Consider the following 24,071-nt stretch of genomic DNA (forward strand, 5'->3'; position numbering starts at 1 on the left):
CACCGGAAGCCTTGACCGTGCTCAGCAGATCTGCCCCACCACTACCCCACGGCCGTTGGTGCCGAGGTAGACGCGGCCGTACACGCGGGGGTCACCAGTGATGGCGTCGCCGATGTTGCCGTACTGGTGCCGGTCGTCGTTGATCCGTGTCCACGTGGTGCCGGAGTCGTCGGACCGGAAGACGCCGCGGACGTTGCCAATCCTTGCGATCACATACAGGGCGGGGTAGTTCCGTCCCGGGGCCGCCTTTCCGAAGCCGACGTTGTCCGCTTCCTGCACAGCGGCGACTTTGCTGAAGGTCGCACCGGAATCAGTGGAATGCCACAAACCTTGGCCACCGGCGAGCCAGATGTCACCCTCGCGTCCGGCCACGGCCTTGAAATGCCCGGAAGTCGGCAAGCCCGAAGCAGCCGAGACGCCGAAGCTCACGCCACCGTCCGTGCTGGTGTAGAACTTCCCACCCGCGAAGCCGTAGAACTTCTTGGGGTTGACCCGGTCCGACTCGACGATCGCACCGGCCGGGACACCGCTCGACGCGGTCCAGGATCCGCCGTATCCCACCGAGTAGTACACACCCGTCCCCGCCGGGCTCCACACGAACCGGCTGGCGTCCGCGCCGGCCGCGACCGTGCCGCCGCCGGTCACGCCGGGCGGTTCCTGTCCCTGCCACCAGTTCGAGCCGCCATCGGTGGAGAACGCGATCCGGTTGTCGTTGGGGCGCGCGGACTTGTCCAAGGAGCCGACCCGCACCACGGATCCCGGGTTCAGTTCCGCGTAGTCCAGGCTGCTGGTCGAGGTGAACACCGGCGAGGTGAACATCTTGGCGGGCACGGCATCGAGCCGGTCGTGCCGGAAGCCGCCGATGTCACCGAGCGCGGACAGCAGCGGCGCCCCGGCCGGCGGGCTGATCAGGTCCTGCACCGCGGTCTCCTCGAGACCCGCCACCACCGGTTTGATGGTGATCTTGCCGCCGGTGTCCCACGCGGTCAGGTTCGTCGTGCCGTAGATGGTCGCGCCGGTGCCGTAGAGCATCCGGTTGGAGTTGAACGGGTCGATCTCCATCGACTCGGTCATCCAGCCGAGCTTCGGGGCGAGTTCCGGCGGTTGCGGGTTGGCGCCGAACGTGAGCCACGGTGCCGCGGAGATGTCCTGGGTGTAGCGCAGCGTGCGGTCGGGATAGCTTGCCCAGTCCCAGATCCTGGTCCACGTGGCGCCGCTGTCGGTGCTGCGGAACAGGACGATGTCCGGCCACCACGACACCTGCGTGGCCACCATGACCGTGCCGGGATGCTTGCGGTCGATGGTGAGCCCGCTGTAGCCGAAGTAGTCGTCCGAACTGGACGATGGGACGGGGCTGATCTGTGTCCACTGCCCGGTGGCGGTGTTCAGCTTCCAGACGTCGCCCTTGCCGCCGTCGTACGGGCCGCCGGTGTCGCTGGTGGCGATGTAGAGCACGCCGTTGACCGTGTCGAGCACGCCCTTGTGCGCCAGGTATCCGGTCGGCTGCCCCGGCACACGCTCCCACGTGGCGCCGCCGTTAGTGCTGCGGTACAACGTGTTCTGCTTGTCCGCCACGCCGACGTAGATGGTCTGGGTGGTGTTGCCGCGGGTACCCGTGCGCGGATCGAACACGACCCAGGTGACGCCTTGGTTGTCGTTGAGGTATCCGTTGGGGTCGTTCGGGTCCTGGGCGTAGTTGCCCGGATTCGGGAACGCCGAGACCTTGTTCCACGTCACGCCGTAGTCCGTGCTGCGCCACAAGCCGTTCCCGCTCGGCGCGGCCAGGTACAGCACGCTGTCGCGGTTGGGGTCGATGGCCAGCCGTTCCCCCATCCCACGGCCGGGCATGTTGCCGCCCAGCTTGAACGGCAACGCGGTCGACCGCCAGGTGGCGCCCCGGTCGGTTGACCGGAGAATGGCGCCGTTGTTGGGATCCCAGCTGTTGGTGTACATCCCGGCGGCCACGTACACCCGGTTCGGGTCGACCGGATCGGTCGCCAGGCTGGCGACGCCGTTGAGGCCCCAGTTGTCGTGTCCAATGTGGTCAAGCAGCGGAATCCACCTGCTGGTGGCGGGGTTCCACCGGTACGCGCCGCCGATGTCGGTCCTGGCGTAGATCAGGTTCGGCTCGGTCTGGTTGAACACGATGCCGGGCACGAAACCGCCACCGGCGATCTCGGCGTTGCTCCAGGTGTAGGCCGCGGCCCGCGGCGCGGAATTCGCCGCCGCCGTCGTGCTCGCGATCATCGTCACCGCCAGCACGCCCACCAGGACGCGTCTCGCCGGACTGGGTCTCATCAGGTCACCTCGCTATGACGCGCCGGAGGACGGGCGCTCACCAGGACGGGACTTGCAGGGCACATTCTGGGAGCGCTCCCAGATCGGACTGTATCGAGTCGGGCCCGGGAAGGCACTCCGCCAACCGGGCCATCCGGCGGTCACCCTCCGCTGCCTGGCTCGTTATTCGATTACCCGCAGGGATATCACCCCTCCGTCGGACCGCACGGTGACTCCGTCCGAAGTGGACTGCACGGTGCCACCGGTCACGGCGTCCACCTCAGTGACGCCTGCCAGCAGGATCCGCCAGCTCGGCGGCGGTGCTGTCGTTTCGATCCGGACATCGTCGCCTCGCCGATGGGTCACGAACACCGTGTCGCCCACCGGGGTGACCTGAGTTCCCTCGCCGAGGCCGTAGATTCGCAACGTGACGCCGTCCGCGTAGTCGTAGTCCGGTCTCGAGTCGACGGCCCCGACGGGCAGGATTGTGTTGGGACGTACAAGAATGGGCATCTCCAGGAACCCGCGCCGGTCGCGGATCCACCGCGGCCCCCAGACCGCCTGGCCGGTCAGCAGGTCGGTCCACTCCCCTTCGGGCACGTAGTACTCGACCTCGCCGTCGTCGGAGAACACCGGCGCCACAAGCAAACTGCCGCCGAGCATGTACTGGCGCTCCAGATGCGTGCACGCCGGGTCGTCCGGGAACTCCAGCACCATGGCCCGCATCATCGGCACGCCTTCGGACACCGCCTGCCGTGCCGCCTGCTCCAGATAGGGCATCAGCTGGGCTTTCAGCTTCGAGTACCGCCGCAGCACGTCGACCGATTCCTCGTCGAACAGCCACGGCACGCGGTAGGAATGACTGCCGTGCAACCGGCTGTGCGACGAGAGCAGGCCGAACGCGATCCACCGCTTGAACAACGCCGGTGACGGCGTGCCCTCGAACCCGCCGATGTCGTGGCTCCAGAACCCGAACCCGGACATCCCCAGCGACAGCCCGCCACGCAGGCTTTCGGCCATCGCCTCGTAGGTCGATTCGCAGTCCCCGCCCCAATGCACCGGGAACCGCTGTGACCCCGCGGTGGCCGAGCGCGCGAAGACCACGGCCTGGCCGCGTTTACGCAGAACCTCGAAAACGGTCTGGTTGTAAAGAAAGGTGTAGTAGTTGTGCATCCGCTGCGGATCGGAACCGTCGTGGTAGACGACGTCCGTGGGAATGCGCTCACCGAAGTCGGTCTTGAAGCAGTCCACCCCCTGGTCCAGCAGACTGTCCAATTTGGACGCATACCAGGCCCGGGCGGCCGGGTTGGTGAAGTCCACCAAAGCCATCCCCGGCTGCCACTTGTCCCACTGCCACACATCGCCATTGGTTCTGCGCAACAGGTATCCGCCCGCCACCGCCTCGGCGAACAACGGCGACCGTTGCGCGATGTACGGGTTGATCCACACCGAGATCCGCAGACCACGGGCTTTCAGCCGGGCCAGCATCCCGGCGGGGTCGGGAAACGTCCGCGGGTCCCATTCGAAGTCGCACCAGTGCAGTTCACGCATCCAGAAACAGTCGAAGTGGAACACGCTCAACGGCAGGTCTCGCTCGGCCATGCCGTCGATGAAGCCGGTGACCGTCTGCTCGTCGTAATCGGTGGTGAAGGAGGTCGACAGCCACAGGCCGAACGACCACGCGGGTGGCAGCACCGGCCGGCCGGTCAGCTCCGTGTACCTGCGGAGGATGTCCTTGGGCGTCGGACCGTGGATGAGGAAGTACTCCAGTGACTGGCCTTCGACGCTGAACTGCACCCGGGAGGTCACCTCGGACGCGACTTCGAACGACACCCGGCCGGGGTGATTGACGAACACGCCGTATCCCGCGTTGGTCAGGTAGAACGGGATGTTCTTGTACGCCTGCTCGCTTGTGGTGCCCGCGTCCGCGTTCCAGATGTCGACTTCCTGGCCGTTGCGGACCAGCGGGCCGAACCGCTCGCCCAGACCGTAGACGAAGTCGCCGACGCCGAGGCTCAGCTGGTCGCGCACATAGTGGCGGCCGTCGAGCGTCAGGAAACCCATGCCCTTGACGGCACTCGAGGTGAGCACCTCGCCGCCGGCCGCGAAGTCGACCCGCCACTCGTCCAGGCTCACCCGCGCCGACAGATCCCCGGAGGTCAGGACGACACCACCGTCGTCGCTCGACACCTTGCCGCCGGGTTCACCGCCCGCGACCTCGAAATGCGGGCCACGGTCGGCTTCCCCGGCGAAATGCGTGATCCGCACGCCGATCACATCCGCCATGGGCGCGGCCAGCTCGACGGTGACCAACGGGCCCTTGAGCAGATCACCCCGGTGCCGGACGTGCTGCACGGGCGCGTACACCACAACGGAGTCCGGGCCTTCGACGACGTCGTGCACCTCCGCCGGATATGCCGCTTCCACACCCGGTCTGAGCAACCAGTACCCATCGCTGAACTTCATCGGACCGCCCAACGGTGGGTCATGCACCCTCCATCGCAGTGTGTCGAAGCGCTTCGACACACTAACCGCCCGACCGATCCGCACACAACCCACGGATGAGCGCACGTCCTCAGCCGAACACCTGGCGGCATGCCAGATGGCGCGAGGTCTGCCGTGTCAGCCGAAGGCCGTCACCGTGGAGCCACACTCCAGGATCACTTCGCCCGCGGCCATGGACATCGCGGCCGGTTGCGCGCACGGCAGGGTTTCGCTGGGCGGGTTCTCCGTGCCGGTGGTGGTGTCGACCGCGATGAGGTGGCCGGAGGTGGGGCCGGTGGCGCGGTAGGTGATGTATGTGGCGCCGTCGCGGGCGAACACGGTGTTCTTGCGCGGCATGGCATCCGGCGGCAGGAGTGTGGGCGTGGCGGCTTTGGGCGGGAGGACGGAACGGCGGTCTGCCGGTGCCGGGGTGTGGGACTGGAGGGTGCCGAACGGGTCGAAGGTCAGCAGTTCCGTCGCGGTCTGGACCACGACGTGTTCGGGTGTGGCGTAGGCGTCGGCCAGGTCGCAGCCCTGGGGTTCGCAGCCCACCGGGGCGGCCGGGGTCTGGCTCTGGGGAATGCCGTCCATCAGCCTGGTCAGGGTGGGGGCGCCGCACCCGGATCCGTCCCGCAGCAACCAGGTCGTGCTGCTGCTGAGATTGGTGTACTCGTCGTTCCGGATCGCGCGGACACGACACAGCCGGGGCAGTCCGGCGGCGACTGTGGTGACGGTGCCGTTGGTGAGGCTGACGGCGAGCACGTCGATCTGGCCGAGGAGACCCCGTACGAGGATTGGCGCGACGGTGCCGGTGAGCTCGATCAGCGGCGGCGAGTTCTCGTCGAACAGGTCGTGCGGCTGCGGTCCGGCGACGACGTAGTGCACCTGCGGGGATCCCGGCTGGAGAACCGGTTGCTGCAGCGCGAAACGCTTCAGTTCGGCGCCGCTGTACAGGTCGAGCAGGATCGCCGACGACTTGACGACGATTAGAACCCGGCCGGCCGAGCTGACCGCGGCATAGCTGTCGTAGAACAGCCGGCTGCGCCAATGCCAGCGTTCGACGCCGGTCCGGCTGTCGTACACGGTGATCCCGGACTGGTCGCCTACGTTGAGATCGGCGGCCACCAGCACCGGTTTGGTGGGCGTGCTGACCAAGGTGCGGTTGTCCCCCACCGGCTGCTGCCACAGTTTCCGCCATCCGGCCGGTGCGCTCACGGTGTCGGCTTTCGTGCTGAGCGTGGGATCCGTGGTGGTGTTCACGGTGTGGTCGACGGTGCTGCCGGCGATCGCGTCCGTCCGCAGGTCCGCCACCGCCCGTCCACCGAGCCATACCGCAGTGCCCGCCACACCTGCGGCAACCACCGCGGCCGCCAGCAGCACGCACCACAACCGGCCTGGGAGCCCGGTGAAGTCGGCGCGCCACAACACCGTCACGATCCCGGCAAGCACGACCACGATGATCAGCAGCCAGCTCACCGCCGTCAGAACCGACGGTGCTCCCGCTCCCAGCAGCGTCGTCGGCTCGTCGGATTCATCGACCGTCGGTGTGCTCCACACCGCCCACCCGGATACCACCGCGGCTGCCGCAAGCCCACCGACACCTACCCACGCGTACCGGCCATGCGCGGCCGACGCGAGCAGCACCAACGCTCCCACCACCGCCAACCCGAAGGCCGGCCACAACAGCCCGCCACCGCTGATCCCGGCCAGCAGCGCCAGCACCACCGCTGCCACCGCGAGCGGCACCAGCACAAGAACAATTCCCACCCGCCACCGGCCGACCAGGTTCACGCTCACACCCGTTGGTATAGCAGTCATCGCCGCCGCGGCTCACTGCGGTCCGGGTGGATCGTTCCGCCTTGTGTCCCAGCGAGGCCGGCCGGGTGTCGGGTCGTGGGCTTGGGAGATGTCGATCGGCCACGTCGAGGTCACCTCGCCGCCCGCCGAAAGCGCCGAATCGGCCTGGCCGCTGTAACGGGTGTCCGACGCTGGTCAGCGAACCGCACTGCCCACTCCGGACAGTGCGGTTCACGGGGGTGTTCTCAGGCCGCGAGCGCCCGGATGCGGCGCAGGACCTCCTCGGCGCCGAGGGCCTGGGTGATCGCGTGGAGGTCCGGGCTGCGGGTGGAGCCGGTCAGCGCGACGCGGACGAGCTGCGAGGCTTCGCGGATCGAACCGGCGAAGGCGTCCGGGTTCTTCTTGTACTCCTTGGCCGAGGCCGCGAAGCCGTGCTTCGCCGCGAGCTGCCGGATCTGGTCGAACCACTCCTGCGGATCGGCCAGCTGCTCGTAGCCGTCGGCGAAGTCACGGGCGAAGGCGGAGACCACCTCGGGTGCGACGCCAAGCGCCGTCACGCGCTCATCGGCCGCGCCGGACACCGCTTCGAACAGCTGCGGGAAGAAGAACCCATACGCGGGACGGAAGTCCGACCACTTACGGAGATCCTTGCGCGGGTTCTCGGCACCTTCGCGCTCCACCGCGATCGCGCGCAGCGCCAGCGCGGTTTCGGCGGCCAGCACGTCGGCGAGCTCATGGTCGTACTGCGCCGCCCACACCCGCACGGCGTCGAAGACCTGCTGGCTCGTCAGCGTGGCGATGTGGTCGGCGCTGATGTCCTCCAGCTTGACCAGGTCGACCAGCGGGCCGGCGACCCCGCACTGGTCGAGCCGGATCGGCGTCGCCAGCGCGGTCTCCAGCGGCATCTCGGCCAGGCGGCCGTTGGCCAGCCCGCGCAGGTAGTACAGGACCGCGTCCGCGGGATAGCCGGCCTCGATGTAGAAGTCGACACCGGCCTCGGGGTCCTTGCGCTTGGAGAGCTTGCGCTTGCCGCCGGAGATCTGCTTCATCAGCGGCGCGATGTGCGCGTACGTCGGCGGTTCGAACTCCAGCGCGCCGAACAGCTGCTGGTGCAACGGCACCGAGTTGATCCACTCGTCACCGCGGATGACCAGGTTCACGCGCATCAGGTGGTCGTCGACGGCGTGCGCGAAGTGGTAGGTCGGCAGGCGCGGCGAGGTGTCCGAGGACTTCAGGATGACCGCGTCGTTGCGGTTGGCCTCGTGCTCCAGCTCGCCGCGGATGGCGTCGGTGAACCGGGTCCGCCGGCCCTCGGCATCGTCCGGGGCACGGAACCGGACCACGTACGGGGCGCCTTCGGCGAGCTTGGCCGCCACCTCGGCCGGCTCGGCGTCGCGCCAGATCGCCCACTGCCCGTAGTAGCCGGTGGGGATCTTCGCGGCCTGCTGGCGGGCGGTGATGTCGGCCAGCTCGTCCTTGGTGGCGAAGCACAGGTACGCCTTGCCCTGGCGGAGCAGGTGCCGCACGAAGGTGAGGTAGATCCGCTCGCGCGCGGACTGGTGATAGGGGCCGTACGCACCGTGGTCGTCGGCCTCGTCCGCGGCGATGTGGAAGTACTCGAACGCCCGCGCGAACTGGGCGAGCGCGCCCTCGACCTCGCGGGACTGGTCGGTGTCCTCCACCCGGACGAGGTAAACACCACCCGAGTGGGTGGCGATGTCCCGGTCGATCGTGGCGACATAGATACCGCCGATGTGCACGAACCCGGTGGGCGACGGCCCGAACCGGGTGACCTGGGCGCCCTCAGGCAGCTGACGCGCCGGGTATTGCTGCTCCCAATGCTCGGGCTCGGGCAGGTCGGCAGGGAACAGGGCGTCAATGACCGCGCGATCGAGCATGTCTCTCTTCCAGGGTGAGGGTGGTGCGACGCCTCCACCGTAGCGGTCGCCGCCATCCCGATTCACCGGGAACGGCGGGCGCCGCTCGCGCCGCCCGCCGCCGTGCCCGGATCAGGCCGCCACGAAGACCCAGCGGGAGGAGTTCGCGCAGAGCCTCAGCGTGGGATATTCCAGCGCGGCACCGGACGAGTGCATGCAGAGCCCTTAGTAGTCGTTACTGACCCACTTCTTCGTGGTGGAGTCGACCGTCCACTGCTGCGGCACGAAGTTGTCGATGCAGGGATAGGTCAGGATGCCGATGTCGTCGGCCGTCAGGCACCGGTTGTTGCCCTGGCTGGTGAACCTGCCGCCGGCGATGTGCCACTTCTGGGAGGCCGCGTTGACGCAGGTGTTGGTGAACACCGAGTTCCGAGGCTGCTCCAGCTGGTTGGCGGTCAGGCACAGTCCCGTGTTCGCGTTCTTCACGTAGTGGAAAGTGGCTGCCGCCGATCCCTGCACGCCGGGAGCCGCCATGGCGGCTCCCGGTCCCGCCATGACGAGCAATGCCGCGGCTATCGCGGCTGTGGACGCCAGACAGGTTCAGCCGCCGTACGTGTGATCCGCTTGCAGGGTTTCTGCACGGTCCAGTTCAGAGCGCGAGGCCTGACGCTCAATTCTTGACTGACTCAGTCAGTCAGTTGAGAATGGGCGTATGGCGGGACGGGTGGCAGCGCGGTCGCTGGCGGACATCGCCACGGCCGCCGCGCAGGTGTTCACAGAGCGTGGGTATCGGGAGACCGGCATCTCCGACGTGTCGAAAGCGCTCGGCCTGAGCCACGGAGCGCTCTACACCTACGTGCAGAGCAAAGAGGCGCTGCTCTACGTCGCCCTGGCCTGGTCGATCCGGCCGGACCTGCTGGACGGCCTGGCCATTCCGGTACCACTGCCGGGCGAGGAGGACATCGTCGCGCTGGCTCGCGGGTGGGCCGACGGCGAGGACTTCCCGCGGCTGACCGCCGCGCTGACGCGCCGGCGGGTCCGATCGACCCGCGAGGAGTTCGGCGAGATCGTCGACGAGCTCTACGGCTTCATCGAGCGCAACAGGGGCGTCCTCGCGCTGGTCGAGCAGTGTGCCCGTGAGCTGCCGGAGATGTTCCGGTTCTGGTTCGTCCAGCGCCGCCGGGGAGCCTTCGAAGCGCTGGGCATGTACCTGGACAAGCGCATCCAGTCCGGGCACCTGCGGAACGTGCCCGACGTGCCCACGGCCGCCCGGTTCATCGCCGAGACCGCGGCCTGGTTCGCCTGGCACCGGCTGGGCGACCCGGACTCCGCGATGCTGACCGACGAACTGTGCCGGGCCACGGTCCATCACCTCGTGCTCAACGCTTTTCTACCTGCTGAGGGGAACCCATGAGCGAGATCGACGAGTTGGCCAGGCCGGCGGGCCCGGTTCACCAGCAGCACAAGATGGCGTGGCGGCCAGTGCTGGCCATCACCGCCGTAGCGGCTGTCGTCCACCTCCTGGTGGCCGCCAGGTACGGCTGGCATCGCGACGAGTTCTACTACGTGATCACCGGCCGTCACCTGGCTTGGGGGTACGCCGACCAGCCGCCGCTGACCCCGCTGCTGGCCCGGTTCGCCGCTGAGCTGCCCGGCGGCGTGCTGCCGTTGCGGATACTCGCGATCGCCTGTCAGACCGGCTGCGTCCTGCTCGGCGCCAAGCTGGCCGCCGAGTTCGGTGGCCGGGCACGTGCCCAGGCCATCGCCGCCGGTGCCGTGGCGACCAGCACGGCGTTCGTCGCGGCATCGGTGTTGTTCGGCACGACCGTGACCGACCAGGTTGTCTGGGCCGCGATGTTCGTCGCGGTCGCCAGGGCCCTGCGGCTGCGCACCACAGGAGCTTGGCTGCTGGCAGGTCTGATCGGTGGTATCGGCCTGGAGAACAAGGACACCGTCGCCGTGCTGCTGCTGGGTGTGCTCGTCGGTCTCCTGATGTGGCACAGGGACACCCTGCGCACACCGGGTCCTTGGCTGGCCGCCGGTCTCGCCGTTGCCATGGCCGTCCCGAACGTGCTGTGGGACGCCCAGCACGGCTGGCCGAACCTGGCGATGGCGCAGGTGCTGTCCGAGCGGACCGGTGGACCGCTTGGCGCGTTGGCGCAGTTGCCGTTGCTGGCGCTGCTGGCCGGGCCGCCGCTGATCGTGCTGTGCGTGATGGGGGTCCGTTGGCTGGGCTGGGGAGCCGGACGTGACCATCGGTGGACGTTGGCGATCGCCGTGACCGCGGTCGTCGTGTTCACCGCCACCGGCGGCAAGGTCTACTACCCCGCACCGGCGCTGATCGCGTTGTTCGCGGCCGGCGCCGTGCGTGCCGAGGCGACGTACCGGTCGCGGCTGCGCTGGCCCGCCGTGATCGTCCTCTCCGGACTGATCGCGGTCCTTTCCGGATACCCCGTCCTGCCGCCCCGCGCGCAGAACTCGTTGCGGGCGCTCAACCCCACGGTGATGGAAACCTTTGGCTGGCCCGAATTCGTCGACCAAGTCAAGACCGCGGCGGCCACAATGCCCGCAGGCACACCGATCTTCACCAGCAACTACGGCGAAGCAGGCGCGCTCACCATCCTCGGCCCGTCCGCCGGGCTGCGCAATCCGGTAGTCACCGCGCAGAACGCCTATGGTGACTGGGGCCCACCGGACGGCAACCCCGGCACCGTGCTGTGCGTCGGTGAGTTCAAAACCCCGTACCTGCAACAGTTCTGGTCGGACGTGCGGGAAATCGCCCCGATCACCATGCCCGGCAACGTGCGGAACGAGGAGACCGACCACCACGCCGCGATCTACGTGTGCCAGCACCCCCAAGGCACCTGGGCGCAGCTCTGGCCTTCCTTGCGGCGCTACAGCTGAGAGCGGCTACTGGTCTTCCGGTGCGCCGCCGGGGAACGCGGCCAGACCGCCCTCGATCAGCCGGGCGGCGCGGCGGACCTCGTCGGCCGCCGCGGAAAGCCCGTCGTGGATGGGGCGGCCGGGGCGCAGGTGCGTCCGCAGGGAGCGGAACTGGATCCGCCACAGGCCCAGCAGCGCCGCCGCGGCGGCCTGCGGTTCCGGGTCGGCGGGCCGGAGTCCGGCCCGGGCGGCCAGTACTTCGGCGGCCACGTCGGCGAACCGTTCGGCGGTGTCGCTCTGGTAGGCCCGTAGCTGCGGGGTGTCACGGATGAGATCGCCGAACCTGCGATAGCCCGCCAGCGCCTGGTCGTGATCGTCGGCGCTGGTCAGGCCCGCTTCGACGACCCGCAGCTCCTCGTCCAGGATCCTCAGCATCGCGGCGACCGGGGACCGGGTCGGGTCGGCCAGGTGGGTGCGCAACGCGTCGGCCGTGGCCTCCAGCCGGTCCATGACCAGCGCTTCTTTGCTGGGGAAGTAGTTGAAGACCGTCCGTTCGGTCACTCCGCAGGCCTCGGCGACATCGGCCACGCGTACCGCGTCGAAGCCGTGCTCGATGAACATCCGCGCGGCCGTGTCGGACAGCCGCTGGCGCATGGCGCGTTTGTTGCGCTCGCGCAGACCGTCCTTGCCTCGTTGCCCGGCTCGCGTGGTCGTCATGCCCGCAGACTACTGCAGTCACTGAAAGGATGCTGGTAGCATAAAGTTTCAGTGACTGAAGATAACTCGTCTACCTGCGAGGAGACCGCCGTGAGCGAGATCAACATCGTGTGCGACTACCCCCACTCCCCCTTGAAGGTCTGGCGGGCGGTGACCGATCCGGACCTCATCCCGCACTGGACGTCCACTGGCAAGGGCGCTCGTGCCGTCGGCTTCGAACCCGTGGTGGGCAACCGGTTCCAGTTCGTCGCAAAGCCGATGCCGGGCTGGCGCGGGATCGTCGACTGCGAGGTGCTGGAGGTGCGCGACCAGGAGCTGCTGCGCTACACCTGGGTCGGCGCCGAGGGTGAGCAGCCCAGTTACGTCACCTACCGGCTGGAGCCCACCGCGGAAGGGACCCGGTTCACCTACCACCACAACGGTTTCGCCGGGATCGGCGGGTTCGCCATGGCCAAGATGCTGGGGTCGATCCGCCGGAAGATGCTCACCGTCGGGATGCCTCGCCTGCTGGCCGAGCTGGACGAGACCGGTGCCCTGCGCCCGGACGGGACCGCTGGATGACCGTGCTCGCTCAGGCGCTCGCCATCGTCGCGGCGCTCATGCACCTGTGGATCTTCACGATGGAAAGCCTTCGGTTCCGCCGTCCCCACGTTCACGCCATGTTCCAGGTACGCGCCGCGGACCTCGACGTAGTCCGCCCCTGGGCGTTCCACCAGGGCTGCTACAACGCATTCCTGGCCATCCAGACGCTCACCGGGGTGGCCACCGTGCACCTCGGCAGCGTCTCCGCAGGCCGGGCCCTGGTGCTCGGCGCGGCGGCGTCGATGCTCGCGGCGAGTCTGGCCCTGGTCGCCTTCGATCCGCGCCGGTCCCGGATCAAAGGTCTGATCGGCCAGGGAGCACCCGCCCTGGCCACCCTCGCCGCCGTCCTGATCTGAGCCGGCCGTGCGCGAGAAAATCCGGCGACGGCGGTGATCATCCCGGGCGATAATCACCGCCGTGGACGAGGTCGAGGTCGTGGTCGCCCATCGGGAGCGCACGACCCTGCGGGTGGGTGACGTGTTCCTGAAGGTCGACGCGGATCAGACGCGCCTCGACGTCGAGGTCGAGGCGATGGCCATGGCGCCGATCCCGACACCGGAGGTGCTGTGGCGCAAGCCGCCCGCGCTCGCGATCGCCGCGGTCCAAGGCACAGCACTCGGCTGCCTCGGCCAGCCGTCGACCGCGTCACCGGCGGCCTGGGCCGCAGCGGGCGCCGCCATCCGCACGCTGCACGACGCGCCGCTGCCGCCATGGCCCGGCCGCAGCCGCGAGGAGATCGCGGCCGAACTCGACAGCGAATGCGAATGGCTGCTCGCCAACGACGTCCTGCCCACCGACCTGGTCATCCGCAACCGCGAGCTCGCCGAAACCGCGCTCCGGCCGTGGACACCGGTGTTCATCCACGGCGACCTGCAGATCACCCACGTGTTCGTCGACGGCGACAAGATCACCGGCGTGATCGACTGGTCCGAGGCGGCCCAGGGCGACGCCCTGTTCGACCTCGCCATCCTCACACTCGGCCACGAGGAACACCTCGCCGACGTCGTCGCCGGCTACGGCAAGGACGTCGACCTCGGCCTGATCCGCGCCTGGTGGTCGTTGCGCAGCCTGGTGGTGGTCCGCTGGCTGGCCGAACACGGCTTCGACCCACACGCACCAGGCTGCGAGATCGACGTACTCCGGAAGGTCATGAACTGAGTGCGTCGGGGATCAGTGTGAGTCCGGCGGCGACGACCCGCTCCCGGCTGAGCTGCCCCGCTTCGGCTTCGACGACCTGGTGGTGCGGTTGAGGTGCACGGGGAGGGGTATTTCCCGGGTACGAAAGACGCTGACCGGGAGGGTGGCTGGCGCCATGGGTTCCGCTGAGGGCAGGGGAAATGGCTGGCGTCATCACGGCCGGGAGTCGCTGTCCGGCGCGGCGCAGGTCCTGGATCGGGTCACGGGTTCTCCGTGGACCAGTGGTATCAGCATGATCGTGGTGGCTGGGCTGCTGATCATCGGGCTGGTCGTGCGGTTCGAGCCGTGGTGGCAGGCGGTCGTCCACTCCACCGGGGCGCTGGTGAGCCTGTTGGTGCTGTTCAGCATCCAGCACACCAACAACCGCAGGACCCAGGCGGTGCTGCTCAAGCTCGACGAGCTCATCCAGGCCACGCACGGCGCCGACAACAAGGTCATCGCCGCCGAAGACCGCGACCTGCACGACCAGGAACACCTCCACCGGCGGCAACGCGACCTGCACGAAACAGCCGACGACCCCTCCGCGCCTTGACGCCGGGACCGCTCCGTCCACAGTGGAGCCCGAATGGGGAGTTGCGGCGTTCGGCTGATTCCACGACCGGATCACACCGGGCCAGGATGGCGGATGCGGCCTGGAGGAGGCGGTCATGGCAGACACCACGACAGTGCGGTCATACCCGTTCGGCCCCATTCGGGGGCTGGTGATCGATCCGATGTACTTCTGGCTCCAGGAGCACGAGCCGCTCGCACGGGTGCAACTGCCCTACGGAGAGCCAGGGTGGCTGCTGACCCGTTACGACGATGTGCGTACCGCGTTGGGTGACCCGCGGTTCAGCCTGGCCGAAGCCACGGTGCGGGACGTACCCCGGCTGACTCCGCAACGCTACGGCGGCATCCTGACCGACCAGGACCCGCCGGACCACACCCGGTTGCGCCGGCTGGTAGCGAAGGCGTTCACGGCACGCCGGATCGAGCAGCTGCGCGGCCACGCCGAGCAGATCACCAACGAGCTGCTCGACGAGATGGTCAAGCAAGGTCCGCCCGTGGATCTGTCCGAGGCGCTGGCATTGCCGCTGCCCGGCCTGATGGTCTGCGAACTGCTCGGGGTGCCCTACGCCGACCGCGACCAGTTCCGGGACTGGGTCGGCGCGTGGATGTCAGTCACCGCACTGACCCCCGAGCAGCGCGGGGACTACGTCGGCCGGCTCGCCGGGTACCTGACCGACCTCGCGGAGCAGCGCCGCCAGAACCCCACCGACGACCTGCTCGGCGCGCTGGTGATTGCCTCGGACGACGGCGACCGGCTCACCCAGGACGAGGTGGTCCAGCTGACCCTGGTGATCCTCGCCGCCGGGTACGAGTCCACGGCCAGCCAGATCGTCAACTTCGTGTACGCCCTGCTGACCCATCCCGACCAGCTGGCTCTGCTGCGGTCCCGGCCCGACCTGATGCCCGGCGCCGTCGACGAGCTGATGCGTTGGGTGCCACTGCTCGCCGTCGCCGACGTGTTGCCGCGGTACGCCCTGAAGGACGTCGAACTCAGCGGCGGCACGGTACGCGCGGGCGAGCCGGTGCTGCTGGCCAAGCACGCTGCCAACCGGGACTGGCGGAGGTACGAGGATCCCGCCCGCCTCGACATCACCCGCGATGCCCAGGGCCAGCTCGGGTTCGGCCATGGCGCCCACCACTGCCTCGGCGTCTCGCTGGCCCGGATGGACATCCAGACCGCGCTGGCCGCCCTGCTGGACCGCTTCCCCGGCCTGCGCCTGGCGGTACCCGAGGCCGAGCTGGAATGGAAGAGCGGCATGGCGGTCCGCGGCCCCGTCGCCCTCCCGATCGCCTGGTGACAACCGGAGATCAGTACTCGGCGAGCAGGTCCCGGAGCAGCTCCTCCCCCTGCGGCCACGGGCCGAAACCGGCGTCGGGGTTGACGTGACCGGCGTCGCCGAGGTCGACGAACCGTGCGCCCCACTGTTTGGCGATCAGCCGGGACCAGTCGAGGTCCGCCCAGCGATCGGTGCTGCTGGCCGCCAGCACAGCCGGGAACGGCAGGGGGTTCGCGGCAGGCGGGCCGAAGCCGGCGATCGGCGCGCCCTGGGCCGCTGAGTGGTCGATGTCGGGCGGCGCCACCAACAGTGCGGCACGGACCTCGGCCTGGTGCTGATGAGCCCAATGGGCGACGGTGTGGCAGCCGAGGCTGTGCGCGACCAGCACGACCGGTCCAGTGGCCCGCTGGACCGTGTCCTGCAATGCCGCGATCCACTCGTCGCGGTCCGGCCGTTCCCAATCGCGCTGCTCGACCCGAACCGCGTCAGGCTGGTCCCGCAGCCACAGGGACTGCCAGTGATCACTTCCGGAACCACCTATACCGGGCACGACGATCATGTTCTCCACGGCGGACACGGTAGTGCCCCGCTGGATCGAGGGTTCCAACCGGCGGGGCATATCGTTTTTCGATACTATCGTTTTTCGATAGCGTCGACGAGTGATCGGAGAGCCCATGGCGCGCAACCCGTTACCGCTGCTGGCCCGTGCCGCCCGAGTGGTGACCTGGCTGGTCGGACTCACCGTCCTCGTGGTTGTGGTGGCGAACGTCAGCGCGCTTGGCTGGTTGCCCGGCACCCATGTGACTCCAGCGTGCGTCGATGTGGGCGGCCAGAATGTCTGCCGGGAAAATCCCACGGTGATGCAGCGGTTCGCGAACATGGGCGACCAGGTGCCGGCGGCGTTGTTCGCGTTGGGTGCCCTGGTGCTGTTGCTGAGGTTCCTGCGTACGGCGGCGAACGAAGGCCCCTACGCGGGCGCGGTACCAGGGCAGCTGTCCGCGCTCGGCTGGTTCGTGCTCGTCGGCGCGCCGGTCAGCGCGCTGCTCTTCGCCGTCTCGCAGGAGTGGTTGCGCACCAGCCTGACCGGTACCTCCGGGCGGGGTTGGTTCACCGTCTGGACGGGTGTGTTTCCCTGGTGGTCGACCGCCGCGGGTGTCGCCGCGTTGACGTTCGCCTACATTCTCCGGATCGGGGTGCGGATGAACGAAGACCTCGAAGGCACCATCTGATGTCACCGGCCGACAGCTCGTCCTCGATCTCCGTGCACCTCGACGAGTTGCTCGCCGCGCGCGGCATGACGCTGACCGAACTCGCCGAGCACGTCGGCATCACGGTGGTGAACCTGTCCGTGCTCAAGAACGGGCGGGCGAAGGCGATCCGGTTCTCCACGCTGGCCCGGATCTGTGAGGTGCTCCGCTGCCAGCCGGGCGACCTGCTGCGTCACCAGGCGGGAGTCAGCTGATGGCGCCCACCGCTTGGAGCATCCTGGCTCGCAGGCTGGGCGACAGCGTGACGCCCCACGTGCCCTCCAGGGTGCCCTGGGCGTCGGTGGCCGCGACGGTGAGGAATGCCTTGAGCGCGGTCGCTGTCGGTGCGTCGTATCCCTTTGAGCAGACGACGTAGTAGCTGACGTACACCAGCGGGTAGGCCCCGGCGGGTGGGGCGCTGCGGACCGCGTCGAGGTTCAGCACCAGGTCGTTGCCCGCACCGGCGATCTTGTCGGCAGTGATGGCGTTGGCCGCCGTCTCCCTGGTCAGCGGCACTGCGCCGGTACCGCTGTCGATGCGGGCCACCGAGTAACCGCGGTCGCCCTCCTGCCAGCCGTCGTAGCCGATCGAGCCGGACCGGGCGCGGATCTTGTCCGCCAGGTCGACCGTGGTCCTCATCTCCGTGCCGGTCCCGCCGGTGAACGTCTCGCCGGCTTCCGTGGCCCAGGCGCCGTGCGAGGCGACCTTCAGGTAGGACTGGAAGATCGCGTTGTCGCGGTAGCCCTTCGACAGGTGGAACACCTGGATCGGCAGCTGCGGCAGGTTCGCCGACCCGTTGAGCGCCTTGATCGCCGGGTCGTTCCAGGTTTTGATGGTGCCGTTGAAGATCTTGGCCGCCACCTCGCCGTTCAGGACGAGGCCGGGCACGCCGTCCAGGTGGTAGATGATCGCCGTCGCCTTGACCACCATGGGCAGGTGCCACGGCGGGTTGCCCTGGCAGCGGGCCGTCGCCTGCGCGAGCTCGGCCGCCGGCAGCACGTACTCCGATCCGGCGAAGTCCACGTCGCCTTCCACGAACCGCTTGACCCCGCTCTTGGACAGGTCGTTCTTGTACTGGACCTTGGCTCCGTCGCAGCGTTTGCCGTACGCCTCCTCGAACTTGTCGATGACGAGCACCTGTTCGCTGTCACCGGCGCCTTCCAGGTACTGCTTGCCGCCACACCGGATCGGGGCCTGCGACGTCGACGTGGGCGTGCCCCCCGTGCCGCCGAGCTGGGCCCCGCTGGACTCGGATGACCGCAGTCCCAAGGGATCCACGAGAAGCACCCCGGCGATCACGGCGATGGTCGCCGCGATCGCGCCCGCCACCAGCCAGCGGCGGCGCGACCTGGACGTGGCGCCGACGATCTCGGTGGAGCCGGAAACCGACGACATCATCGCACCGGCGCACAACCGGACCACCTCGTCCGGCGTGGGCCGGCGCAGCGGATCCTTGTCCAGGCACCGCACCACGATGGCGCGCAACGGCTCCGGGCATCCGGTCAGGTCGGGTGGCTCCTGCAGGATCCGGTACGGCACCGACATGTCCCCGCCGCCGCCGAACGCCAGCCGCCCGGTGGCCGCGAAGTTGGCCAGCACCCCGAGCGCGAACACGTCCCCAGCTGGTGTGACCTCGCCGCCACGCAGGTGCTCCGGCGCCATGTACGCCGGGGTTCCCGGGACCATGCCGGTCGCGGTGATCGAGGTGACCTCGGTGGCCCGGGCGATGCCGAAGTCGATCACCTTCGGCCCCGACGGGGACAGGATCACGTTGGCGGGCTTGAGATCCCGGTGCACCACACCCGCGGCGTGGATGGTCCGCAGCGCCTCGGCGACCTCGCTGACCAGAAGCAACACCGCCGCCGGCCGCTGCGGCCCATCACGCTCGACCGCCTCCTGCAACGACGGCCCAGGCACGAACGCGGTGGCCAGCCAAGGCTGCTCAGCCCGTGTATCGGCGTCCAGCACCGGGACCGTGTACTTGCCCTGCACCAGGCGCGCGGTCTCCACCTCCTGCTGGAACCGCTTCCTGAACGCGGTGTCACCGGCATACTCCGCCCGCACCACCTTGACGGCGACCGGCGAGCCGTCCTCGGGCCGGCTGCACAAATAGACGCGACCCATGCCGCCATCCCCGAGCACACCGTGCACCGGGTAACCGCCTACCTCCGTCGGGTCGTTCTTCCCCAGCTGCCCACCTGTCGGCACGTCGTCGTCATCCCAGCGCACCGCCATATCGTGGCAGACCGCCGAAATTCAGCCGTCCGGCGTGGTAACAGCGGTGTCCGGACCGCGACTACAGAGGCGTCAGCTCCCCGTGCGTGGGAAGGTCGACCATGGCGCAACGTCGAGTTTTCGCCGCATCGCGCTGGCGATCGCACTCATCGCGGCACCCGTCGCGAACGCCGACGCGGCACCGCGCAGCGGCCTGATCGCGTTCAGCAGGCAGATCGACGGCGGCGGTGCGAACATCTTCCTCGCCCGCCCCGACGGCTCGAAAGCCCGCCAGGTTCGGCTTCCCCACCCCGCCGAGGACTTCGGCGCGCCGGTGTTCTCGCCCGGCTCCACCCGGCTCCTGATCAGCCACACCCTGCGCTTCAACAGCGCGGGCGACCTGCTGCCCTTCCGGCCGCTCGTCGTGGATGTGAACGGACACCACGCCACGCTGCTCGATCCGCCTGGAGCCCCGTTCGACATGCTCTGCCGTGCCTGGTCACCCGACGGCCGGCGGTTGCTCTGCGGCTTCGGCGGCACGAAGCCCGGGCTTTTCACCATCCGCGCGACCGACGGCGGCCATCCGGTCCGGCTGACCACCACCCCGGCCGACGTCCAGGAAACGCCTGGGGACTTCTCCCCGGACGGCCACCACGTCGTGCTGATCCGCACCAGCCCGGGCACCGAGCAGACCGCCTTGTTCACCGTTCGCACCGACGGCACGCAACTGAAGCAGCTCACGCCCTACGGAGCCGAATTCGGCCACGAGTTCGCCGACGCACGCTGGTCACCCGACGGACGAGACATCCTTTTCGCCTCACCGCAAGGAAAACTGCTGCTTGCCCACCCGGACCGGCCCGGGCTGAGCACGATCGACCTCGCGGTGCCCGGCCCGTACTTCGCCCTCGCTCCGGCCTGGTCCCCGGACGGCACCAAGATCGTGTTCTCGATGTCGGTCAACGGCCAGGAAGACATCTACACCGCCAACCGCGACGGCAGCGACGTCACCCAGGTCACCGCCACGCCTGGTTTCGAGCCGTTCGCCGACTGGGGCGGGTAATCACGTCAGGCGATCCTGAGCAACGCGGTCGCCAGGACTGCGAGCGCCACGCACACCAGCACGGGCGCTCGCAGCAGGTAGGCGACTCCCGCGACGGACAGCCCGGCGGCGATCGTCCAGTCGGCATTGGTCCAGCCGGGTCCGGCGAAGTCGGTGACGACCAGGCCCGCGAGCAGTGCCGGTGCGAACAAGGCGATCACGCCGGCTGCTCGCGGCGGCAACGACCGGTCACCGACGATGGCCGGACCTGCGGCCTTGATCGTGAAGCTGACCAGCGCCACCAGCAGGATGGCGATCCACAACGTACTCATCGGACCACCGCCCGCAGGCCCATCAGCGCCGCTGCCCCAGAGCCGACGATCGCCAACCCGACGGGCACCACCATGGTCAGTGCGGCGGCCAGTACCGCGGCCATGGCGGCCACCCAGCGTGCCCGGACCGACTCGCGTAGTTCGTCGATGAGCAGCAGCAGGAAGAACGCCGGGAACACCACGTCGAGAGCGAACCGGTGGATGATCTCGTCGGACGGCGCCGTGAGCACGCCGACCAGCGTTCCCACGATCCACGCGGGCGCTTGGACCAGCGTCGCCGAGATCATCTTCTCGCGGTCGTACCGGCCGTCGCCTTCATGTGCCGCGGCCCACGACGCGTCGACGATCGCCTGACCCTCCAGTGCCCTGCGCAGCCGTCCGCCTTTGAGGTCCGAGGCCACCGCCACGCCCATCGGCAGGAACCGCGCGTTGATCATCGCGGCGGCCCCGACGGCCAGCGCGACACCGCCACCTCCGGCCAGTGTGGTCGCCAGCGCGAACTGCGCGGACCCCGAGAACACCAGCAGTGAGCAGGCCACCGGCGCGAGCGTCCCCCAGCCCAGCGAGTGCGCCATCGCACCGAACGTCACCCCCATGACGAATGTCGGCACACCAACGCCCAGACCGACACGCACGCCAGCCGCGTATCCGCTTTCGGTCGTTGTCATGACCTCAGCCTAACAGGCTAACAACCCCTTAGCATGTTAGAATTGGTGGCGTGACGAACGGCTGGCACGGATACCACCTGGTCGGCGGGCACGTGGCCCTTGACCTGGTGAACACGGTCGCGTGGCGCGGCGACGCCAGCCGGACGATGGACCGCCTGCCCATCCCCGGCTTCCTGCCGCTCTGGCTCGACCGGACCGGCCTGGCACGCGGGCTCGAACCCGCGCCCGAGGTCATCGACTCGATGGCCGACCTGCGTGAGAACGTGTATCGCCTGCTCACCGCACCGACCGCCGACGACGTGGCCCGCTTCAACACAAGGCTCGGCTCGGCGCAGACCATGGCGGTGGCCGAACCGTCGCTGCCGTTGCGGTGGACCATTCCCATCACCGAGGCCGACGACGTCGTACCCGCGCTCACACTGGCGGCCGACTCACTGCTGCGCTCCCCCGATGCCGCGCAGGTCCGGGAGTGTTCGGGCCCGGCCTGTGGCTGGCTGTTCCTCGACCGCACCCGCAACCACTCCCGGCAGTGGTGCAGCTCCCAGGACTGCGGCAACCGGGAACGCGCCCGCAGGCACTACCGGAAAACCCGGACCTGACCCTCCCCGCCGCGACTCCCCCTCAGCAGCGTCCACATTGGATCAACTGCTTGTCCATTTCGGACCGGCTGCTGGGCGGGATGTGTGGGTCAGTGTTGTGTGCCGCGCTGGGTGGATGAGATCAGCCGGTCGAAAGCCTGTCGCTCGGCGACGGTCAGCGGTACCCGCAGGCAATCCGGTTCCGCCGCACGCGGCAGCGGCATGTCCGCTGCCGCCAGCGGCAGGCTGACCACCAAGCCGCCCTCATCGAACATTTTGATCAACGCACGGATGAATCTCACTGTGGTGACACCTTTCGGGTTCGTGCGTCTCCTGGGAGACGGCCTGCGCCGGTGTGCCCTGGCTGAGATCCACCGGTCAGCCGGCGAGCGGGGCTCGTGCGGCGAGGAAGGTCATGCGGCGGCGTAGCCGGAATCCCAGTGACTCGTAGAGCCGGATCGCGTTGGTGTTGGTGGCCAGCGCGTGCATGAAGGGGGTTTCGCCGCGGGCCCGGATTCCGGCTGCGACGGCGAGCACGAGGCGGGTGGCGAGTCCCTGGCCGCGGTACGCCGGGTCGGTGCAGACCGCGCTGATCTCGGTCCAGCCGGGTGGGTGCAGGCGTTCACCGGCCATCGCGATCAGCTTGCCCTCGTGCCGGATGCCGAGGTAGGTGCCCAGGTCGATGGTGCGCTTGAGGAACGGCCCGGGTTGGGTGCGCCCGACCAGGTCGAGGATCTCGGGAACGTCCGCCTGGCCCAGGGGCACGGCTTGGTCGTCCCCCGCTGCGGCCACACCATCGTCGACGAGCTGGACGCCACTGCCCAGTTCGGTCACCTCCCATCCGCGCGGTGGAGTGATCCCGCGACCGGTGACCGGGACCTGCCCGCCCGGACCGGCGAGCCGGGCCAGATCCCGCCAGAGGTCGCCGTCCGGCTCGTCCGGGATCGCGACGAACGGCGCGACATCGGTGGGATAGCGCAGCAACTGCCCGTGCCGCTCGGCGAAATGCGCGTGCGGCCCGGTGAGCGAGGCCCACACGGGGTTGTCGAGCGACGGCTCGAAGTCAGTCATACCTCTCACCGCGATCAGCCCAGCAGTGTCCACAACCGGGCCAGGCCGTAGCCGGCGACGCGGCGGCCGAGGTCGATGCCTGCCTCGTCCGCGGTCCGGGTGTGGATGCCCGACCAGACACGTGCGTTGAGGTTGTCCGTCGTGATCTCGCTCCACCGCTGGTAGGTGCGGTTCACTCCGGGTGCCGTGGCGCTGGTCACGACGAACGGCCTGCGTGCCGCCGGACCGGCGAAGGCGGTCAGCACAGTCTCCGCCGCACCGGCGTAGGTGTTGTGGCCACTGGGATAGTCCGGATGCGCCGGGGTGACGTGCAGCGGTGTCCACTGTGGATCATCGGTGGCGCGGATCGCGGTGACCGGCCGCCAGCGGAGGTAGGTGTACTTGGAGTCCGAGGTGGCGATCTGGGTGTCGACCAGGATCACGTGGAAGGCCGCCACCAGCAGGGCCTGGCGCAGTGGCGAACCGCCGGACTGCCCCACAGCCACCCGCAACGGTGCCGTGTAACCGGCCAGCGAGCCCTGGTACCAGAACTGCGCGGTCTCCGTCTGCGCCGCCGTGCGCACCGAGCTGCCCGCCGCGCCATAAGCACGTACCTCGGCCAGATCCGCCTGGTACCGGGGCGAGCCCAGGGCAGGCGGCGCCGCGAGCCGGAACTGGTCGGCACGGGTCAGGAGGAACGGCCGCGCCAGGCGATTACCCGCCTGCAGTGCAGGGGTGAACGAGGGCGGTGTTGGCTGCCAGACACCAGGAACCGCCGGAGGCGGCGTGAACGGAGCGTCGACAGACGCCGGGTCCAGCCCATCGCCTTGGCGCGCCGCGACGGCTTTCTTGGCCTCCTCAGCGCCATCGGCCACCCCACGGACCCGCTGGCGCCCTGGCGGAATGCGGCCCAGAGTGGTGTTCAGCGCACTGTCCAGTTCGGACCGCCGTGCGGGTGCGAGAGCGACCAGGCTGTCGTGCACCGCCGAAGCGAGCGCCGCATCTGCCCGGTCACGTTCGCCCGCCGGAGTCCGCCGCACCGCCCGGGCGGCCGCCAGCCAGCTGATCGCCCACGTCCGGCTGTTGGTGGACTGCGTCGGCGCACCGGCCGTGGCGATGGTCGACGCGGTGATGTCATACCACTCCAGTGCGACATCCACCCGGCTGGCCGCCGAAGCCGGAATCCCTGTTACCGCAACGACAGCCGCCAGTCCCACAGCGAGAACTCTCCTCATGGCCGACAGCTTGGCGGGGCGCACGAAGCGCTGTCGACGGCTCTCACATCCCGGGACTGCCTGGACGG

General features: G+C 69.0%; 24 protein-coding genes. 11 read left to right on the forward strand and 13 right to left on the reverse strand.

Going from position 1 to position 24,071, the window contains the following annotated elements:
- Window positions 1-21 precede the first annotated feature (21 nt).
- The 5 genes from AB0J95_RS22725 to AB0J95_RS22745 all read right to left on the reverse strand — a co-directional run bounded on the left by AB0J95_RS22725 (window position 22) and on the right by AB0J95_RS22745 (window position 8,969).
- Entirely contained in the window at window positions 22-2,298 is a 2,277-nt protein-coding gene (locus AB0J95_RS22725) for a xyloglucanase (RefSeq protein WP_364760962.1), read from the reverse strand.
- 162 nt (window positions 2,299-2,460) lie between these two features.
- Entirely contained in the window at window positions 2,461-4,743 is a 2,283-nt protein-coding gene (gene yicI / locus AB0J95_RS22730; RefSeq protein WP_364760965.1) for an alpha-xylosidase, read from the reverse strand.
- A gap of 156 nt (window positions 4,744-4,899) precedes the next feature.
- The gene (locus AB0J95_RS22735; RefSeq protein ID WP_364760968.1) at window positions 4,900-6,558 is read right to left on the reverse strand and encodes a hypothetical protein; all 1,659 of its coding nucleotides are present in this window, start codon (window positions 6,556-6,558) and stop codon (window positions 4,900-4,902) included.
- A gap of 245 nt (window positions 6,559-6,803) precedes the next feature.
- On the reverse strand, window positions 6,804-8,456 hold the full coding sequence (locus AB0J95_RS22740) for a glutamate--tRNA ligase family protein (protein ID WP_364760971.1): 1,653 nt from the start codon (window positions 8,454-8,456) through the stop codon (window positions 6,804-6,806).
- A gap of 204 nt (window positions 8,457-8,660) precedes the next feature.
- Entirely contained in the window at window positions 8,661-8,969 is a 309-nt protein-coding gene (locus tag AB0J95_RS22745) for a ricin-type beta-trefoil lectin domain protein (protein WP_364760974.1), read from the reverse strand.
- Between the two features lie 178 nt (window positions 8,970-9,147).
- Between AB0J95_RS22745 and AB0J95_RS22750 the strand changes: the two genes are divergently transcribed.
- Together AB0J95_RS22750 and AB0J95_RS22755 are read left to right on the forward strand one after the other, a co-directional pair.
- The gene (locus AB0J95_RS22750) at window positions 9,148-9,849 is read left to right on the forward strand and encodes a helix-turn-helix domain-containing protein (RefSeq protein WP_364760977.1); all 702 of its coding nucleotides are present in this window, start codon (window positions 9,148-9,150) and stop codon (window positions 9,847-9,849) included.
- The gene (locus tag AB0J95_RS22755; protein ID WP_364760980.1) at window positions 9,846-11,339 is read left to right on the forward strand and encodes a glycosyltransferase family 39 protein; all 1,494 of its coding nucleotides are present in this window, start codon (window positions 9,846-9,848) and stop codon (window positions 11,337-11,339) included. Before AB0J95_RS22750 ends, AB0J95_RS22755 begins: the two co-directional genes overlap by 4 nt.
- A gap of 6 nt (window positions 11,340-11,345) precedes the next feature.
- Here the strand turns inward: AB0J95_RS22755 and AB0J95_RS22760 are convergent, their stop codons facing one another.
- A complete protein-coding gene (locus AB0J95_RS22760; RefSeq protein WP_364760983.1) occupies window positions 11,346-12,035 on the reverse strand; it encodes a TetR family transcriptional regulator in 690 nt (229 codons plus the stop codon).
- 90 nt (window positions 12,036-12,125) lie between these two features.
- On the opposite strand from AB0J95_RS22760, the gene AB0J95_RS22765 reads away from it, so the two are divergent.
- The 5 genes from AB0J95_RS22765 (at window position 12,126) to AB0J95_RS22785 (ending at window position 15,661) form a co-directional block, all read left to right on the forward strand.
- Window positions 12,126-12,596, forward strand: a complete 471-nt coding sequence (locus AB0J95_RS22765; RefSeq protein WP_364760986.1) for an SRPBCC domain-containing protein — start codon at window positions 12,126-12,128, stop codon at window positions 12,594-12,596.
- A complete protein-coding gene (locus AB0J95_RS22770) occupies window positions 12,593-12,973 on the forward strand; it encodes a DUF1304 family protein (protein ID WP_364760989.1) in 381 nt (126 codons plus the stop codon). The genes AB0J95_RS22765 and AB0J95_RS22770 overlap by 4 nt, the downstream gene beginning before the upstream one ends.
- A gap of 61 nt (window positions 12,974-13,034) precedes the next feature.
- On the forward strand, window positions 13,035-13,775 hold the full coding sequence (locus AB0J95_RS22775; protein ID WP_364760992.1) for an aminoglycoside phosphotransferase family protein: 741 nt from the start codon (window positions 13,035-13,037) through the stop codon (window positions 13,773-13,775).
- Between the two features lie 154 nt (window positions 13,776-13,929).
- Entirely contained in the window at window positions 13,930-14,346 is a 417-nt protein-coding gene (locus AB0J95_RS22780; RefSeq protein ID WP_364760995.1) for a low affinity iron permease family protein, read from the forward strand.
- A gap of 115 nt (window positions 14,347-14,461) precedes the next feature.
- Window positions 14,462-15,661: a cytochrome P450 gene (locus AB0J95_RS22785; RefSeq protein ID WP_364760998.1), complete on the forward strand. Its 1,200-nt coding sequence runs from the start codon at window positions 14,462-14,464 to the stop codon at window positions 15,659-15,661.
- Window positions 15,662-15,671: 10 nt separating this feature from the next.
- On the opposite strand, the gene AB0J95_RS22790 is transcribed toward AB0J95_RS22785, so the two are convergent.
- Entirely contained in the window at window positions 15,672-16,199 is a 528-nt protein-coding gene (locus AB0J95_RS22790; protein WP_364761129.1) for an alpha/beta hydrolase, read from the reverse strand.
- A 100-nt stretch (window positions 16,200-16,299) separates the two neighbouring features.
- On the opposite strand from AB0J95_RS22790, the gene AB0J95_RS22795 reads away from it, so the two are divergent.
- Both AB0J95_RS22795 and AB0J95_RS22800 read left to right on the forward strand, forming a co-directional pair.
- Window positions 16,300-16,869, forward strand: coding sequence for a hypothetical protein (locus AB0J95_RS22795; RefSeq protein WP_364761001.1), 570 nt, complete (start codon window positions 16,300-16,302; stop codon window positions 16,867-16,869).
- Complete coding sequence (locus AB0J95_RS22800; protein ID WP_364761004.1) at window positions 16,869-17,102, forward strand: helix-turn-helix transcriptional regulator; 234 nt, start codon at window positions 16,869-16,871, stop codon at window positions 17,100-17,102. Before AB0J95_RS22795 ends, AB0J95_RS22800 begins: the two co-directional genes overlap by 1 nt.
- Here the strand turns inward: AB0J95_RS22800 and AB0J95_RS22805 are convergent.
- Window positions 17,095-19,116, reverse strand: coding sequence for a serine/threonine-protein kinase (locus AB0J95_RS22805; protein WP_364761007.1), 2,022 nt, complete (start codon window positions 19,114-19,116; stop codon window positions 17,095-17,097). The two genes, AB0J95_RS22800 and AB0J95_RS22805, sit on opposite strands and share 8 nt — an antisense overlap.
- Window positions 19,117-19,204: 88 nt before the next feature.
- On the opposite strand from AB0J95_RS22805, the gene AB0J95_RS22810 reads away from it, so the two are divergent.
- On the forward strand, window positions 19,205-20,161 hold the full coding sequence (locus AB0J95_RS22810; protein WP_364761010.1) for a hypothetical protein: 957 nt from the start codon (window positions 19,205-19,207) through the stop codon (window positions 20,159-20,161).
- A gap of 5 nt (window positions 20,162-20,166) precedes the next feature.
- Here AB0J95_RS22810 and AB0J95_RS22815 read toward each other — a convergent pair whose 3' ends face one another.
- Both AB0J95_RS22815 and AB0J95_RS22820 read right to left on the reverse strand, forming a co-directional pair.
- On the reverse strand, window positions 20,167-20,472 hold the full coding sequence (locus AB0J95_RS22815) for an AzlD domain-containing protein (protein WP_364761013.1): 306 nt from the start codon (window positions 20,470-20,472) through the stop codon (window positions 20,167-20,169).
- Window positions 20,469-21,140: an AzlC family ABC transporter permease gene (locus AB0J95_RS22820; protein ID WP_364761016.1), complete on the reverse strand. Its 672-nt coding sequence runs from the start codon at window positions 21,138-21,140 to the stop codon at window positions 20,469-20,471. Before AB0J95_RS22820 ends, AB0J95_RS22815 begins: the two co-directional genes overlap by 4 nt.
- Window positions 21,141-21,190: 50 nt before the next feature.
- On the opposite strand from AB0J95_RS22820, the gene AB0J95_RS22825 reads away from it, so the two are divergent.
- Window positions 21,191-21,739: a CGNR zinc finger domain-containing protein gene (locus AB0J95_RS22825; RefSeq protein WP_364761019.1), complete on the forward strand. Its 549-nt coding sequence runs from the start codon at window positions 21,191-21,193 to the stop codon at window positions 21,737-21,739.
- An 89-nt stretch (window positions 21,740-21,828) separates the two neighbouring features.
- Here AB0J95_RS22825 and AB0J95_RS22830 read toward each other — a convergent pair whose 3' ends face one another.
- The 3 genes from AB0J95_RS22830 to AB0J95_RS22840 form a co-directional block, all read right to left on the reverse strand.
- On the reverse strand, window positions 21,829-22,020 hold the full coding sequence (locus tag AB0J95_RS22830; RefSeq protein ID WP_364761022.1) for a hypothetical protein: 192 nt from the start codon (window positions 22,018-22,020) through the stop codon (window positions 21,829-21,831).
- Window positions 22,021-22,096: 76 nt separating this feature from the next.
- Complete coding sequence (locus AB0J95_RS22835; protein WP_364761025.1) at window positions 22,097-22,789, reverse strand: GNAT family N-acetyltransferase; 693 nt, start codon at window positions 22,787-22,789, stop codon at window positions 22,097-22,099.
- Window positions 22,790-22,803: 14 nt separating this feature from the next.
- A complete protein-coding gene (locus tag AB0J95_RS22840; RefSeq protein ID WP_364761028.1) occupies window positions 22,804-24,003 on the reverse strand; it encodes a vanadium-dependent haloperoxidase in 1,200 nt (399 codons plus the stop codon).
- Window positions 24,004-24,071 lie beyond the last annotated feature (68 nt).

The organism is Actinocrispum sp. NPDC049592, from assembly GCF_040675465.1.
Taxonomy (GTDB): Bacteria; Actinomycetota; Actinomycetes; order Mycobacteriales; family Pseudonocardiaceae; genus Kibdelosporangium.